12 protein-coding genes and 1 tRNA gene are annotated in these 13,827 nt (G+C 73.6%); 3 read left to right on the top strand and 10 right to left on the bottom strand.

What is annotated here, in order from left to right; translation table 11 throughout:
• Both BM242_RS02805 and BM242_RS02800 read left to right on the top strand, forming a co-directional pair.
• Entirely contained in the window at positions 1-1,629 is a 1,629-nt protein-coding gene (locus BM242_RS02805) for a hypothetical protein (RefSeq protein ID WP_139238242.1), read from the top strand.
• A gap of 62 nt (positions 1,630-1,691) precedes the next feature.
• Entirely contained in the window at positions 1,692-2,288 is a 597-nt protein-coding gene (locus BM242_RS02800) for a dihydrofolate reductase family protein (RefSeq protein WP_093836957.1), read from the top strand.
• A gap of 28 nt (positions 2,289-2,316) precedes the next feature.
• On the opposite strand, the gene rsgA is transcribed toward BM242_RS02800, so the two are convergent.
• The 6 genes from rsgA to BM242_RS02770 all read right to left on the bottom strand — a co-directional run bounded on the left by rsgA (position 2,317) and on the right by BM242_RS02770 (position 7,813).
• Positions 2,317-3,324 carry a ribosome small subunit-dependent GTPase A gene (rsgA, locus tag BM242_RS02795; protein ID WP_093836956.1) on the bottom strand — a complete coding sequence of 336 codons (1,008 nt, stop codon included), beginning with the start codon at positions 3,322-3,324 and terminating at the stop codon, positions 2,317-2,319.
• A 30-nt stretch (positions 3,325-3,354) separates the two neighbouring features.
• The gene (gene aroA, locus BM242_RS02790) at positions 3,355-4,728 is read right to left on the bottom strand and encodes a 3-phosphoshikimate 1-carboxyvinyltransferase (protein ID WP_093836955.1); all 1,374 of its coding nucleotides are present in this window, start codon (positions 4,726-4,728) and stop codon (positions 3,355-3,357) included.
• 216 nt (positions 4,729-4,944) lie between these two features.
• Positions 4,945-5,673, bottom strand: a complete 729-nt coding sequence (locus BM242_RS02785) for a M50 family metallopeptidase (protein ID WP_175541222.1) — start codon at positions 5,671-5,673, stop codon at positions 4,945-4,947.
• 83 nt (positions 5,674-5,756) lie between these two features.
• A tRNA-His gene (locus tag BM242_RS02780) sits at positions 5,757-5,829 on the bottom strand.
• Positions 5,830-5,930: 101 nt separating this feature from the next.
• Entirely contained in the window at positions 5,931-6,527 is a 597-nt protein-coding gene (gene orn / locus BM242_RS02775; protein WP_093836953.1) for an oligoribonuclease, read from the bottom strand.
• A 116-nt stretch (positions 6,528-6,643) separates the two neighbouring features.
• The gene (locus tag BM242_RS02770) at positions 6,644-7,813 is read right to left on the bottom strand and encodes a GlxA family transcriptional regulator (protein ID WP_245833760.1); all 1,170 of its coding nucleotides are present in this window, start codon (positions 7,811-7,813) and stop codon (positions 6,644-6,646) included.
• Positions 7,814-8,522: 709 nt separating this feature from the next.
• Between BM242_RS02770 and BM242_RS02765 the strand changes: the two genes are divergently transcribed.
• Positions 8,523-9,047, top strand: coding sequence for a universal stress protein (locus BM242_RS02765; protein WP_093836952.1), 525 nt, complete (start codon positions 8,523-8,525; stop codon positions 9,045-9,047).
• Between the two features lie 333 nt (positions 9,048-9,380).
• On the opposite strand, the gene glmS is transcribed toward BM242_RS02765, so the two are convergent.
• The 4 genes from glmS to BM242_RS02745 form a co-directional block, all read right to left on the bottom strand.
• Positions 9,381-11,201 carry a glutamine--fructose-6-phosphate transaminase (isomerizing) gene (glmS, locus tag BM242_RS02760; RefSeq protein WP_093836951.1) on the bottom strand — a complete coding sequence of 607 codons (1,821 nt, stop codon included), beginning with the start codon at positions 11,199-11,201 and terminating at the stop codon, positions 9,381-9,383.
• Positions 11,202-11,261: 60 nt separating this feature from the next.
• A complete protein-coding gene (locus BM242_RS02755; protein ID WP_093836950.1) occupies positions 11,262-11,537 on the bottom strand; it encodes a hypothetical protein in 276 nt (91 codons plus the stop codon).
• Positions 11,538-11,632: 95 nt separating this feature from the next.
• Positions 11,633-12,559 carry a DUF4429 domain-containing protein gene (locus tag BM242_RS02750; RefSeq protein ID WP_093837309.1) on the bottom strand — a complete coding sequence of 309 codons (927 nt, stop codon included), beginning with the start codon at positions 12,557-12,559 and terminating at the stop codon, positions 11,633-11,635.
• Between the two features lie 79 nt (positions 12,560-12,638).
• Complete coding sequence (locus BM242_RS02745) at positions 12,639-13,799, bottom strand: acyl-CoA dehydrogenase family protein (RefSeq protein ID WP_093836949.1); 1,161 nt, start codon at positions 13,797-13,799, stop codon at positions 12,639-12,641.
• Between the last annotated feature and the right edge of the window lie 28 nt (positions 13,800-13,827).

The following is a 13,827-nucleotide window of genomic DNA, read 5'->3' as shown; positions in this document are numbered from 1 at the left end:
GTGAGCCGGCCCGTGCCCGCGGCCGCGCCCGCGGCCGTGCCCCCGCTGCGGCCGGGCGCGCTGGTGCTGCTCACCGCCGCGGTCACGGCACTGGCCGCCGCCGGTGTCCTGCCCCGCTGGCCGGGACTGGTCCATCTGGTGGCGCTGCCGCCGCTGGACCTGATCGCCGACCTGCGGCTGCTGATGGCGGTCTCCTCCGGTTACCCGCAGTTCCTCGCCGGACTCGCCGCCGCCCTGGCGCTGCGCGTCACCGTGCTGGCGTTCCTGCTCGGCGGGGCGCGCGGACCCGCGCTGCGGTACGCCGCCCGCTACTACCTCGCGGTGCTGCCGGCCGCCCTGCCGGCCGCCGGGCTGCTGCTGGGCGCCGGCGCCCTGCTCTTCTACGGGCTGTTCTGGGCCGGGACCGCCGCGGTGCTGCTGGTCACCGCCCTGACAGCGGCCGTGCCCTGGGCCGCCCCGCCCCGGCTCGCCCGCGGTTGTGCGACCGCCGCCCGGCACGGGATGCGGCTGGGGACGGTCGGGGCCTGTCTGGCGGCGCTGGCCGTCATCGGCGCCGTGGCCGACGTCACCCGCCCGGCCGGTCCGGTGCTGCTGGTTCCCGTCTCGGCGCTGCTCACCTTCGCGGCCGCCCGTGCGCTGCGCGCCGACCCGGGCCTGCGGGCCGTCCGGCGGCTGGTGGCCGCGGTCCCGGCCGCCGGGATCGCGGCGCTGGCGCTGGTCGCCGCGACCGGGCCGGCCGGGCCGCCGACCGCTCCTGAGCCGCAGGAGCCCCGTCCCGGCTCCCTGATGCTGATGTCCGGCGTGGACTCGGCCTCCGGCCTCGGGGCGATTCTGGAGATCGACCCGCACACGCTCGGCTACCGGTGCGGGCAGACCTTCTACTACTCCTACGCCGGGCCGGGCGACGGCCAGCCGCGCAACCTGGCGATGTGCCCGCCCACCGGCGGCGCGCCCTACGGCCCCGGGGACACCCTCCGCCCCACCGCCGAGCTCATCACCTTTCTTGAGGCCCAGCTCACCTCCCTGCCCCGGCCGGTGACGCTGGCCACCCACTCCCAGGGGGTGTGGATCACCTGGGAGGCCGCCGCGGACGGCCGGCTGCCCGGGGTGTCGGAACTCGTGCTGACCGGCCCGTTCCCGCAGAACCCGGTGCCGTACCCGCCGCAGGGGGAGCCGGGCCGGTCCCGGCCGGCCGCCGATGTGGCACGGCTGGTGGCCGGTCTGCCCCGGCCCGGCGGGACTTCCGCCTTCGAGCCCGACTCCCCGCTCGGCCGGGAGTGGCTGGCCCGGCCCCGGGCCGTCGGGCGGACTCTCGCCCGGCCGCTGCCGCCCGGGGTCCGCGCCCTCGGGGTCGCCAGCGTCTTCGACCTGCCGCTGATGCCCGGCGGCCCGGACCTGCCGGGGGCGGCCGACGCCTGCCCGGTGCCGGTCATCCACCCGAACCTGCCCTACGCCACGGAGTTCCGCCGGGCGGTCACCGCCTTTCTGGAGCGGCGTCCGCTGCCGGACTGCCCGCGGTGGAGATCCCTGGTCGGCCCGGTCTTCCGGCCGTTCGCCGTCCCCGCCGTGGAGCCCGCGGGGCGGCCCCCGGCCGGCCGCCGCCGGGCGGTTGTCAGTGGCCGCCTCTAACGTGGTTCTCGTTCGGGCGGCGGACGGCAGCCGCCCGCGGAAGACCCTGTGAGGAGCGGACGATGCGCATTGTGGTGAGCGAGTTCATGAGCCTGGACGGCGTGGTGCAGGCCCCCGGCGGCCCGAAGGAGGACACCGACGGCGGCTTCGCCCACGGCGGCTGGTCCATGCCCTATTTCGACATGGAGGTCATGGGCTCCGAGATCGACCGGGCCATGCAGTCCACCCAGGCCATGATGTTCGGGCGCCGCACCTGGCAGGTGAGCGCCGCCGCCTGGCCCCAGCAGTCCGGCGACCCGTTCGCCGACCGGCTCAACGCCCTGCCCAAGTACGTGGTCTCCGGCACCCTCACGGAGCAGGATCTGTCCGCCTGGCAGGACTCCCGGCTGGTGCGCCCCGGCGAGCTGCGGGAGACGGTGGAGCGGCTGCGGGCCCAGGAGGGCGGGGATCTCCAGATCTACGGCAGCGCCTCCCTGGTCCGCACCCTGCTGTCCGAGGGCCTGGTGGACGAGTACCGGCTGATGATCGAGCCGGTGCTGCTCGGCGGCGGCAAGCGGGCCTTCCCCGAGGACGGCCGGCTCCGCAAGCTCAAGCTGGTCTCCTGCCGGGAAGCCAAGACGGGGGTGCTGATCTGCGTCTACCACCCCGCCGAGGACTGACCGCCGGGGGGGGGAGGGGGCCGGAAGGCTAGTCGCCTTCCTTGCGGTCGCGGGTGGCCAGCAGGCGACGGAGCGAGTCCAGGCGGGCGGGCTCGGCATGGCCCTGGGCCACCCAGTCGTCCAGCGCGCAGTCCGGTTCGTCGTGGCTGCACGCCCGCGGGCAGTTCCGGGCCCCCGGCTCCAGATCCGGGAAGGCGAGGATGACCCGCCCGGGGTCCACATGGTTCAGGCCGAAGGAGCGCACCCCCGGGGTGTCGATCACCCAGCCCGCCGCACCGGCCAGCGGCAGGGCCAGGGCCGAGGTGGTGGTGTGCCGGCCGCGTCCGGTGACGACGTTGACCTCTCCGGTGGCGCGGCGGCGCTCCGGCGGCACCAGCGCATTGACCAGGGTGGTCTTGCCCACCCCGCTGTGGCCGACCAGAACGGTGACCCGGTCGTCCAGCAGTTCGCGGACCCTGGCCGCGCCCGTCCCGGCCAGCTCCTCCACGCTGGTCACCACATGGCGCATGCCCAGCGGGGCGTAGGTCTCCAGCAGGGCGTCCGGGGCGGCCAGATCGGACTTGGTGAGGATCAGCAGCGGGTCCAGACCGGCGTCATAGGCGCCGACCAGGCAGCGGTCGATCAGCCGGGGCCGCGGCGGCGGGTCGGCGAGCGCGGTGACGATGGCGAGCTGGTCGGCGTTGGCCACCACCACCCGCTCGAAGGGATCGGTGTCGTCGGCGGTGCGGCGCAGCACCGAGCGGCGCTCCTCGACCCGGACGATCCGGGCCAGGGTGTCCCGGTCCCCGGAGAGATCGCCGACCAGCGCCACCCGGTCGCCGACCACCACGCCCTTGCGGCCCAGCTCCCTGGCCTTGACCGCGGTCACCGTGCGGCCGTCGACCACGCAGGTCAGCCGGCCGCGGTCCACGGTGATCACAAAGCCCTCGACGGCGTCCTCATAGGCCGGCCGCCGGCTGGTGCGCGGCCTGCTGCCGCGCCGTCCGGGGCGGACCCGGATGTCGTCCTCGTCGCTTCGCCTGTCGTAACGCCGCATCGGTACCGTCTGCCCGCCGTGCCGGGTCCGTCAGGCTCTCGCCACGGGACGGGCGGCCGGCACCGGGCCCCGGAGCATCTCCGGCCACAGCTCCGGGAACTCCGGGAGCGTCTTGGCGGTGGTGGCCACGTTCTCCACCAGGATGTCCTTCACCACCAGGCCCAGCACCGCCGCGGCGGTGGCCAGCCGGTGGTCCTGGTAGGTGTGGAAGACGCCGCCGTGCAGCGGGCGGGGCCGGATGCGCAGCCCGTCCTCGGTCTCGGTGACCTCGCCGCCCAGCGCGTTGAGCTCCCGGCTCAGCGCGGCCAGCCGGTCGGTCTCGTGCAGCCGGAGATGGCCGATGCCGCGCAGCACCGACTCGCCCTCGGCCAGCGCCGCCACGGCGGCGATGCCCGGGGCCAGCTCCCCCACGTCGCCGAGGTCGGCGTCGATGCCCAGCACCCGGCCGCCGCCGGTCAGGGTCAGCCCGTGCTCGTCCAGCACGCAGGTGCCGCCCATCGCGGTGAAGATCTCCCGCAGCCGGTCGCCGGGCTGGGTGGTGCGCCGGGGCCAGCCGGGGACGGTGACCGTGCCGCCGGTCACCAGCGCGGCGGCCAGGAACGGCTGGGCGTTGGACAGATCCGGCTCGATCTCCAGATCGCGGCCGAGCAGCGCGCCCGGCGCCACCCGCCACACGCCCGGCTCGCCGCCGGATTCCGGGGCGTCCACCTGGGCGCCGGCCCGGCGCAGCAGGTCCACCGTCATCCGGATGTGCGGCAGCGAGGGCAGCCGGCCGCCGCTGTGCCGGACCTCCACGCCCTGGTTGTAGCGGGCGCCGGAGAGCAGCAGGGCGCTGATGTACTGGGAGGAGGCGGAGGCGTCCACGGTGACCGGGCCGCCGTCCACCGTGCCGGTGCCGTGCACGGTCAGCGGCAGGGCGCCGCGCCCGCCGTCGTCGATCCGGGCGCCCAGCGCGCGCAGGGCGCCGATCAGGCCGGACAGCGGGCGTTCATGGGAGCGGGGATCGCCGTCGAAGGTGACCGGGCCCTCGGCGAGCGCGGCCAGCGGCGGCAGGAAGCGCATCACGGTCCCGGCGTTGCCGACGTCCACGGCGGCGGGTCCGGCGGGCGCGGCCGGGATCACCCGCCAGGCCTCCCCGTGCAGGCCGGGGGCGCCGGAGACGGTGGCGCTGGAGGAGACGGTCTCCTCGATGCCGATGCCCAGGGCGCGCAGGCCGTCGGCCATCAGCAGGGTGTCGCGGGAACGGAGGGGACGGCGCAGCCAGCCGGGTTCGGCGGCCAGCGAGGCCAGGATCAGCGCGCGATTGGTGAGGGACTTGGACCCGGGCACGGTGACGGTCGCATCCACCCCGCCGGGGGCGGGCGGCGCGGGCCAGAAAGCGAGGGATTCGCTGCGTTCCGTCATGACAGCCACTTTAGTGCGTCACCCAGTGTCTTTGCGCGTCACCGAGTGTCACGAAATGGGAGCGGTTCCCGCCGCGGCCGGGCCTCACCGGCCGCCCATGCCATGGCCACCGGGCGTCCACCGCCCGCTCACCCGGTGTTCGGCCGCCGCCCGATCGGCAGCGACCGTTCAGGCGACGGCTCCGGCGCCCGGGGCACATCGCCGCGGGCATCCGGGTCAGCCCACGTCGAGCAGCCACCGGCCGCCGCCGATCAGCGCGATGAGGGCCACCGCGTGGAAGAACAGCAGCCACACCGGCGCGGGCAGATGGGTCAGCCGGGCGAGCTGGTCGGCGTCGGAGTCCGGCGCCCCGCCGCGCCGCCGCTTGCGCTGCAGCTCCCACACCGGGCGGATGCCGCCCAGCAGCAGGAACCAGACCACCAGATATCCGAACGCGGCCTGCACCTCCGGCTCGGTCAGCCAGGACACCAGCAGGAACAGCGCGCCGGTGAGCACCATGGTCAGCACGCCGTAGAGATTGCGGATCATCACCAGCATCAGCAGCAGCAGGGCGGTGGCGCCCCACAGCAGCGCGGTGATCCGGCCCGCGCCGAGCAGCGCGGCCCCGCCCAGGCCCAGCAGCGAGGGCGCGGTGTACCCGGCCGCGGCGGTCAGCACCATGCCCAGGCCGGTGGGCTTGCCCCGGGAGAGGGTGAGGCCGGAGGTGTCGGAATGCAGCCGTATGCCCTCCAGGCGGCGGCCCATCAGCAGCGCCACCAGGCCGTGCCCGCCCTCGTGGGCGATGGTGACGGTGTTGCGGGTGATCCGCCAGACGGACCAGGGGCCGGTCAGCAGCAGGGCCGCGGCGGCGGTGGCCAGCACCAGCCAGAGCTCCGGATCGGGCTGGAGGCCGGTGAGCTCGTCCCACAGTCCTTCCACATCAGCAACATCAGCAACATCAGCCACGTCAGCGAATGCCATGCCACCCCCGGCCGCGCCGTGCAACGACAGAACCCCCGCCCGGTTGTCTCGGACGGGGGTCCCTCCAGGGTGAGCGACGGGACTCGAACCCGCGACCACCTGGACCACAACCAGGTGCTCTACCAACTGAGCTACGCCCACCATGACCAGCTCACCGGGGCGCTTCACGGCCGCCCGTCGCGCTGGCCGTATTGAGTGTACAGGGTGCCCGGCCGTGCTCGCGCCGGGCTTTCCCGCCGCGCTCAGCCCGTGGTGTGCCGGGCGGCGATGGTGCGGGCGGTCTCGGAGTCCGGGCCGGGCGCCGGCACGAAGACCGCCTCCCGGTAGTAGCGCAGTTCGGCGATGGACTCCCGGATGTCGGCCAGCGCCCGGTGATTGCCCGCCTTCTGCGGGCTGTTGAAGTACGCCTTGGGGTACCAGCGCCGGGCCAGCTCCTTCACCGAGGAGACATCGATGATCCGGTAGTGCAGATGCTGTTCCAGGCGGGGCATGTCACGGGCCAGGAATCCCCGGTCGGTGGAGACGGAGTTGCCGCACAGCGGTGTCTTGCCGGGCTCCGGCACCCACCGGTGCAGATACTCCAGCACCCGGTCCTCGGCCTCGCGCAGGGTCCGTCCGGCGTCCAGCTCGGCCAGCAGCCCGGAGGCGGTGTGCATCTGCCGCACCACCTCGGGCATGGACTCCAGGGCGCCGGCCGGCGGGCGGATCACCACGTCCACGCCGTCCCCGAGCACATTCAGCTCGCCGTCCGTGACCAGCGCGGCGACCTCGATGAGCGCGTCGTCCGTGAGCGAGAGTCCGGTCATCTCGCAGTCGATCCACACCATCCGATCGTTCATGCGAGCCACCGTACCCGGTCACGGTCCCCGTGCCCCGCCGGCCGCCGACAACGGCGGCGCAGGCCAGGCGGGGTGCCGACGGCCGGCGGACGCCCACCCCGCGCGTCCGCCGGCCGTCACAGCCCCGTCCGTCCCCGCTGCCCGGGCAGCCGCGGCACCGGGTGGTCGGCGGCCTTGCGCCCGGTCTCCGCGCCGTGCCGCAGCCGGCCGGTGGCCTCGGCCGCCTGCTGCCGCGCCCGGTAGGCCGCCCGGTAGGCGGCCGGCGAGGCGCCGAGCTGCCGCCGGAAGTGCCCGCGCAGCGCCACCGGGGAGCGGAAGCCGCAGCGGCCGGCCACCTCGTCCACCGAGTAGTCCGACATCTCCAGCAGCCGCTGGGCCTGAAGCACCCGCTGGGTGATCAGCCACTGGAGCGGGGCGCTGCCGGTCAGCGCCCGGAACCGCCGGTCGAAGGTGCGGCGGCTCATATAGGCGCGGGCGGCGAGCTGTTCGACGTCGAACTGCTCGTGCAGATGCTCCAGCGCCCAGGCCACCACCTCGGCCAGCGGGTCGGCCCCGATGTCCTCTGGTAAAGACCGGTCGAAGTAGCGGCTCTGACTTTCCGTCGCGGCGGCCGTGGCGGGCTGCGGGCCGCGCCTGGAGGGCAGCACCAGCCGCCGGGCCAGGGCACCGGCGGCCTCCGGGCCATGGTCCTGGCGGACGATGTGCAGGCACAGATCTATGCCCGCGGCGGTGCCCGCCGAGGTCATGATGTCCCCGTCGTCCACATACAGTTCACGGGGGTCCACATGCACCGACGGATAGCGCTTGGCCAGCGTCGGGGCGTACATCCAGTGCGTGGTGGCGGGGCGGCCGTCCAGCAGTCCGGCCGCGCCCAGCGCGAAGGCGCCGGTGCACAGGCCGACGATCCGCGCGCCCTCGCTGTGCGCCCGGCGCAGCGCGGCCAGGGCCGGCGCGGGCGGCTGGCCGGTGATGGACCGCCAGGCCGGCACGATGACGGTGCCCGCCCGGGAGAGCGCGCCCAGGCCGTAGGGGGCCCGTAGCTCCAGCCCGCCGGTGGTGCGCAGCGGCCCCTCCTCCCCCGCGCAGGCCAGCAGCCGGTAGCGCGGCACCCCCGCGTCCTGGCGGTCGACGCCGAACACGGAGAGCGGGATGGCACTTTCGAACATCGGGGTCCCGCTGAACAGCAGCACCGCGACGACCTCGCGGCGGCGTCGGGCAGAGAGCTTCTCCGCGAAGGGGCGGCGCACCTTGGCGGGTTCGGGGCCGTGCGTTGGGTCCTCGATCATGCTCCTCAGTTCCCTCGGTTGTCGCATCCTCTCGGTCCTGCACGTTTCCCCCGAGTCCCCCTGGCGGGTCCAGCCAAGATCGAATCTACTGTGTCCGATGAGGTTGCCGGGACAAGTTCACCACTCGCCGTTAAGTCGACATGACTATGTGGCGCGAAGCATTCGATCAGGAAGCGTTCCACGGAGAAGCAGTTGGCGGAAGTGCGCCTGCCTGTACCGCTGTTCCGCGGGCGCCCGGGTCGCCCCGGGGGCCGCGCCGGAGCGGAGCCGTTCCGGCTTGTCCGGGCGGTGCCCGCACCCGCGAGAAGTTTCTGAAGTTGGCTGAAAATAGGAGTCTTCCACGGCCGACGGGCCGGTCTGGACAGCCAACTACATGTTGTGTACAGCCGCATACCCAGGGGAATGCCGCCCGGTGGCCGTGGGCGGCAGCGGGGGACGGCCCGCGCGCGGCGCCGCCGTTGCGCGGCAACGGCTTGCTGCGGCATGCTTCCTGTCCCCCGGCCGGACCGGCCGGAGCCGGACGTCTCGGAGTCTGGGCGGTTACCGGGGCGACGCCGTATTCTGGAGGTGGAACCTGTGGAAGCACCGGGCTTCCCACCCGCAGGCCCCGGTACCGGGCGCCGCGGGTACCCGCAGCCGGTCCTGCCCGCACCGACCATGTGAGGCGTCTTCCCCGCAACCTCCCCGCATCAAGATCGCCGAGATTTGGATGGCTGGCTACGAGCTCCCCGAACCCGCTGACCGCAAGCGGCCGGTCGCCGACCGTTCCGCGCCCTCCGGGTCGGCCGAAGAGTCGTGCTCCCCGCAGGATCCGGTCTTCCGCCACGGCATCGTGGTGGGTTTCGACGGCTCCACCTCCGCCGAGCGCGCCCTGGCCTATGCCGTGGGCATGGCGGTGCGCGGCGGATGCGGGCTGATCATCGTGCATGTGGCCAACCGGCTGCCCACCACGGTGTGGGCGGGCTGCGAGCCCCCGGCGCTGGTCGACGTCCCCGACCACCGCACCGAGGTGCTGGGCCTGGAGCTGGCCTGCGCGGACTATCTGGCCGACGTGCCCTGGGTGCTGCTGGAGCGGGGCGGCGACATCTGCCACGAGCTGGAGGAGGTCGGGCGGGAGTACGCGGCCGACGCCATCGTGGTGGGCAGCACGCACGGTCTGCTTGGCCGTCTGTTCGGGACGGTTTCCGGCCGCCTGGTGCGCCGCGCCCAGCGGCCGGTCGTCGTCATCCCCTGAGCGGCCGGGGCCGGCCCGGCGGCCGTGCCCGGCGGGCGCGGCGACCCGGCGGCGAAGAAGCTCCGCCGGCTCAATTTTCTTGTGCGGCAGGTGGATTGTGCGCTTGTGATGGGCATAAAGCTGACACACGTGCTGCCGAGCGGGAGGTGACGGACCCGGCGGCGGCTCCCCGGCCGGCGGATGGGCGCCGCCGGCCAGGAATGGCGGCCCCCGCTTCAGTGCGTATGGTGGCACGCACTCGGCGGGGGCCGCCCTGTGTCCACGCGCGGTACCGGAGCGTCACGCCCCGGTCACCGGCCGGGCGGGGACCTGCGGGCCGCGCCCGGCCGGTGCTCACTCCACGGTGACGGACTTGGCCAGGTTGCGCGGCTTGTCGATGTCCCGGCCCAGCATCAGCGCGGTGTGGTAGGCCAGCAACTGGAGCGGGATGCCCATCAGGACGGCGTCCAGCTCGGGCTCGTTCTGCGGCACCACGATGGTGGCGTCGGCCTTCTCCTGGATCTCGTGCGCCACCGCCAGGATGCGGCCCTGCCGGGCCTTGATCTCCTCCAGGGTGGCCCGGTTCTTATCCAGCAGCTCGTCGCCCGGCACGATCGCCACCGTGGGCACGGCCGGCTCGATCAGCGCCAGCGGGCCGTGCTTGAGCTCGGAGGACGGATATGCCTCGGCGTGGATGTAGGAGACCTCCTTGAGCTTGAGCGACGCCTCCTTGGCCACCGGGAAGCCCCGGGTGCGGCCGACGAACATCATCGACTTGGCGTCCGCGAAGTCCTTGGCCAGCTCGATGATCCGGTCCTCGTGGCGCAGAATCTCGGCGATCTGCCCGGGCAGCTTGCGCAGCCCCTCGATGATCCGCTTGCCGTCCGCCACCGAGAGATCGCGGATCCGGCCGAGATGCAGGGCGAGCAGCGCGAAGGCCACCGCGGTGTTGGTGAAGCACTTGGTGGAGACCACGCACACCTCGGGACCGGCGTGCACATAGATGCCGCCGTCGGCCTCCCGGGCGATGGCGCTGCCGACCACATTGACGATGCCCAGCACCTTGGCGCCCTTGCGCTTGAGCTCCTGCACCGCGGCCAGGGTGTCGTAGGTCTCGCCGGACTGGCTGGCCACCACATAGAGGGTGTCCGGCTCCACGACCGGGTTGCGGTAGCGGAACTCGCTGGCCGGCTCGGCGTCGGCCGGGATGCGGGCCAGCTCCTCGATCATCTGGGCGCCGATCAGGCCCGCGTGGTACGCGGAGCCGCAGCCGAGGATCTTCACCCGGCGCATGGAGCGGGCCTCCCGGGCGTCCATGTTCAGGCCGCCGAGCCGGGCGGTGCCGAACCGCTCGTCGATCCGGCCGCGCAGCACCCGGTCCACGGCGTCCGCCTGCTCGGCGATCTCCTTGTGCATGTAGGTGTCGTGGCCGGCCATGTCGTAGGACTCGGCCTCCCACTCCACGGTGGTGGGCGAGGCGGCGGTGCGGGAGCCGTCGGTGGTGTAGGTGCGGTAGTCGTCGGCCTTCAGGGTGGCCATCTCGCCGTCGTCCAGGGTGATCACCTGGCGGGTGTGGCTGATCAGCGCGGCCACGTCGGAGGCGACCAGCATCTCCCGCTCACCGATGCCCAGCACCACCGGGGAGCCGTTGCGGGCGGCCACGATCCGGTCCGGGAAGCCGGCGTGCAGCACGGCGATGCCATAGGTGCCCTCGATCAGACGCAGCGCCTCGCGGACCTTCTCCTCCAGGGTGGCGGCCTCGGAGCGGCCGATGAGATGGGCCAGCACCTCGGTGTCGGTCTCGGAGCGCAGCTCCACGCCGTCCGCGGTGAGCTTGGCGCGCAGTTCGGCGGAGTTGTCGATGATGCCGTTGTGGACGACGGCCACCCGGTCCGCGGCGTCCAGATGCGGGTGCGCGTTCTCGTCGCTGGGGGCGCCGTGGGTGGCCCAGCGGGTGTGCGCGATGCCGCAGGTGCCGCTGAACCGGGCGGGCACCTTGGCCTCCAGTTCGCGGACCCGGCCCTTGTTCTTGACGGTCTTCAGACCGCCGCCCCGGCCGGAGCTGTGGATCGCCATACCGGCCGAGTCGTAGCCGCGGTACTCCAGCCGCTGGAGACCCTCCAGGAGCAGCGGGGCCACGTCGCGCCTGCCGATATATCCCACAATCCCGCACATACTCGTCCTCCTGTGGTCTCTCTGTACTGTCCCGCTGCTGTCCTGCTGCTGTCCCGCCGCTCAGCCGTAGACGATGCGCCGCAGCTGCCGGACGGACAGCTCCGGCGGTGCCACCGCGCGGTGCGGCAGTTCCTCGGCGATCCGCTCGAAGATCGCCTCGTTGCGCAGCCCCCGGGACTGCAGCTCACGATGGCGGCGGCGCACGAACTCCTCGGTCGTCTCGTCGAAGTAGGCCAGGACGTCGAGCACCACCCGCGCGGCCTCTCCCCGGCCCAGCGAGGTGCTGCGCACCAGATGATCGACCAGGTCGTCGTAGTGGTTTCGGCGTCCGGACACCCGGTAATAGTGCGAATCCTGCCCGACGAACGCAACAAACGTGCCCGATATCGGGCAGGAACGTGTCACAGAACCGTCCGTTCGCCCGGGGTGACTCAGAAACGGTCCAGCACGGCCTTCTTGGCGGTGCGGAACTCCTCCTCGGTCAGGACCCCGGCGGCATGCAGCTCGCCGAGCTCGCGCAGCCGGCGCAGCAGCGCGTCATGGCCGTCGCCGCCCGGAGCCTCCGCCGGAGCGGTGCCGGGCGGCCCGGCCTTCACCGGCGACGGGGCACCCGCCACCGGGAGCGGCGCCGGGTCGTCCCGCTGCCCGCAGGGGTGCGGCAGCCGGGCCGCCACGGCCGCCGCCAGCAGCGCCACCTGCGTGACCTCCCGGGTCTTGCGCACCCCCCACAGCACCACGCTGCACGGATCGTGGTCCGGGGCGGCCCGGGTCTGCGGGCCGCGGGTCACCACCCGCACATAACCGTTCTCCAGGCCCTGGGGCAGGCTCCACTCCAGGCCGGACACCTCGGCGAAGGGAATGACCCGGGGGCCGACCGACTTCTTGCTCTCCTCGGCGGTCCACAGCCACTCCAGCCGCAGCGTCTCCCCGTCGAAGGCGAGGGTGCCGTCGGAGGCCTTGAGCAGCAGCGGCACGCCGGGGCCGGGCAGCAGATAGCGGTCGGCCGGGGTGTCGGGCACCTGCTCCAGCAGGCGGGCCTCGCGCACCTCGTCCACCAGGTACTCGGCGAGGATCTCCCCGCCCGGGTCCACCTCCAGCACATAGGGCTCGGCGGCCTCCGGCAGCCGCCCGGCGGTGGCCTGGGAGAGCGGGTCGGCCCCGGGCCGCATGCGCAGCCGCAGCCGGCCGCCGCCCTTGCGCCCGGGCTCGAAGGAGACCCCGGCCACGGCGCTCAGCGGGACGGTCAGCTCGCCCAGTGCGGACCGCAGCGCATGCCTGCCCCGGCCGCTGCCCGGGACGATCCGTATCGCCTCGCCGTCGAAACTCCAGGTGCCGGACTGCTGGGTGATTTCCGCCATGCCCGCCATCATCCGACAGCCACCGCTCCCGCCACCAGCCGCCCGCCGCACCGCGACGCGGCGGGGACCGGCGCGGCCGTTACGCGGGGAGGCCGAGGTCGCGGGCGATCAGCATGCGCTGGACCTCGCTGGTGCCCTCGCCGATCTCCAGGATCTTGCTGTCCCGCCACATCCGGGCCACCGGGTACTCGTTCATGAAGCCGTAGCCGCCGTGGATCTGGGTGGCCTCGCGGGCGTTGGTGACGGCGCTCTCCGAGGAGTACAGCTTGGCGATCGCGGCCTGCCGCTTGAACGGCTCGCCCGCCATCAGCCGGGCGGCGGCGTCCCGCCACGCCAGCCGGGCGGTGTGGGCCCGCATCTCCATGTCGGCCAGCTTGAACTGGATGGCCTGGTTGGCGCCGATCGGGCGGCCGAAGGCGGTGCGGGCGGCGGCGTAGTCCAGGGACTCGTCCAGGCAGCCCTGGGCCAGCCCGGTGGCCAGGGCGGCGATGGCGATCCGGCCCTCGTCCAGGATGCGCAGGAACTGCGCATAGCCGCGGCCCTCCTCGCCCAGCAGATGGGCGGCCGGGACACGGACGTCGGAGAAGGACAGCTCATGGGTGTCGGAGGCACACCAGCCGACCTTGGAGTAGCCGGGCGCCACGGTGAATCCGGGCGTGCCGGAGGGCACCAGGATGCTGGAGATCAGCGGTGCGCCGTCCGGCTTGCGGCCGGTGACCGCGGTGACCGTGACCACTCCGGTGATGTCGGTGCCGGAGTTGGTGATGAAGCTCTTGGTGCCGTTGATGACCCAGTCGCCGCCGTCCCGGACGGCGGTGGTGCGGGTGCCGCCGGCGTCCGAGCCGACGTCCGGCTCGGTGAGGCCGAAGGCGCCGAGCATCTCCCCCGTGCACAGCCGGGGCAGCCACTCGCGTTTCTGCTCCTCGGTGCCGAACCGGTACAGCGGCATGGCGCCCAGCGAGACGGCCGCCTCCAGGGTGATGGCCACCGAGGAGTCCACCCGGGCGATCTCCTCCAGGGCCAGGCACAGGGCCAGGTAGTCCCCGCCCATGCCGCCGTACTCCTCGGGGAAGGGCAGCCCGAACAGGCCCATCCGGCCCATCTCGCGGACGATCTCGTAGGGGAACTCGTGCCGTTCGTAGTGGTCGCCGATCTTCGGGGCGATGACGTCGCGGGCGAAGGCCGCCACGGTGCGGCGCAGTTCCTCGTGTTCGGCGGAGAGCCGGTGGTCCAGTCCCATGGCGGGATCTCCTTGTGGGAGGCGGGTG

It is taken from the genome of Streptomyces aidingensis (genome assembly GCF_900112355.1).
GTDB lineage: Bacteria > Actinomycetota > Actinomycetes > Streptomycetales > Streptomycetaceae > Streptomyces > Streptomyces aidingensis.
This window is presented reverse-complemented; position numbering and strand designations above follow the sequence as displayed.

Coding starts and splice junctions, on each gene's coding strand:
- orn (WP_093836953.1), bottom strand. CDS start 6,527: ATGAACGATCGGATGGTGTGGATCGACTGCGAGATGACCGGACTCTCG.
- BM242_RS02770 (WP_245833760.1), bottom strand. CDS start 7,813: ATGATCGAGGACCCAACGCACGGCCCCGAACCCGCCAAGGTGCGCCGC.
- rsgA (WP_093836956.1), bottom strand. CDS start 3,324: ATGCGGCGTTACGACAGGCGAAGCGACGAGGACGACATCCGGGTCCGC.
- glmS (WP_093836951.1), bottom strand. CDS start 11,201: ATGTGCGGGATTGTGGGATATATCGGCAGGCGCGACGTGGCCCCGCTG.
- BM242_RS02750 (WP_093837309.1), bottom strand. CDS start 12,559: ATGGCGGAAATCACCCAGCAGTCCGGCACCTGGAGTTTCGACGGCGAG.
- BM242_RS02765 (WP_093836952.1), top strand. CDS start 8,523: ATGGCTGGCTACGAGCTCCCCGAACCCGCTGACCGCAAGCGGCCGGTC.
- BM242_RS02800 (WP_093836957.1), top strand. CDS start 1,692: ATGCGCATTGTGGTGAGCGAGTTCATGAGCCTGGACGGCGTGGTGCAG.
- BM242_RS02745 (WP_093836949.1), bottom strand. CDS start 13,799: ATGGGACTGGACCACCGGCTCTCCGCCGAACACGAGGAACTGCGCCGC.
- aroA (WP_093836955.1), bottom strand. CDS start 4,728: ATGACGGAACGCAGCGAATCCCTCGCTTTCTGGCCCGCGCCGCCCGCC.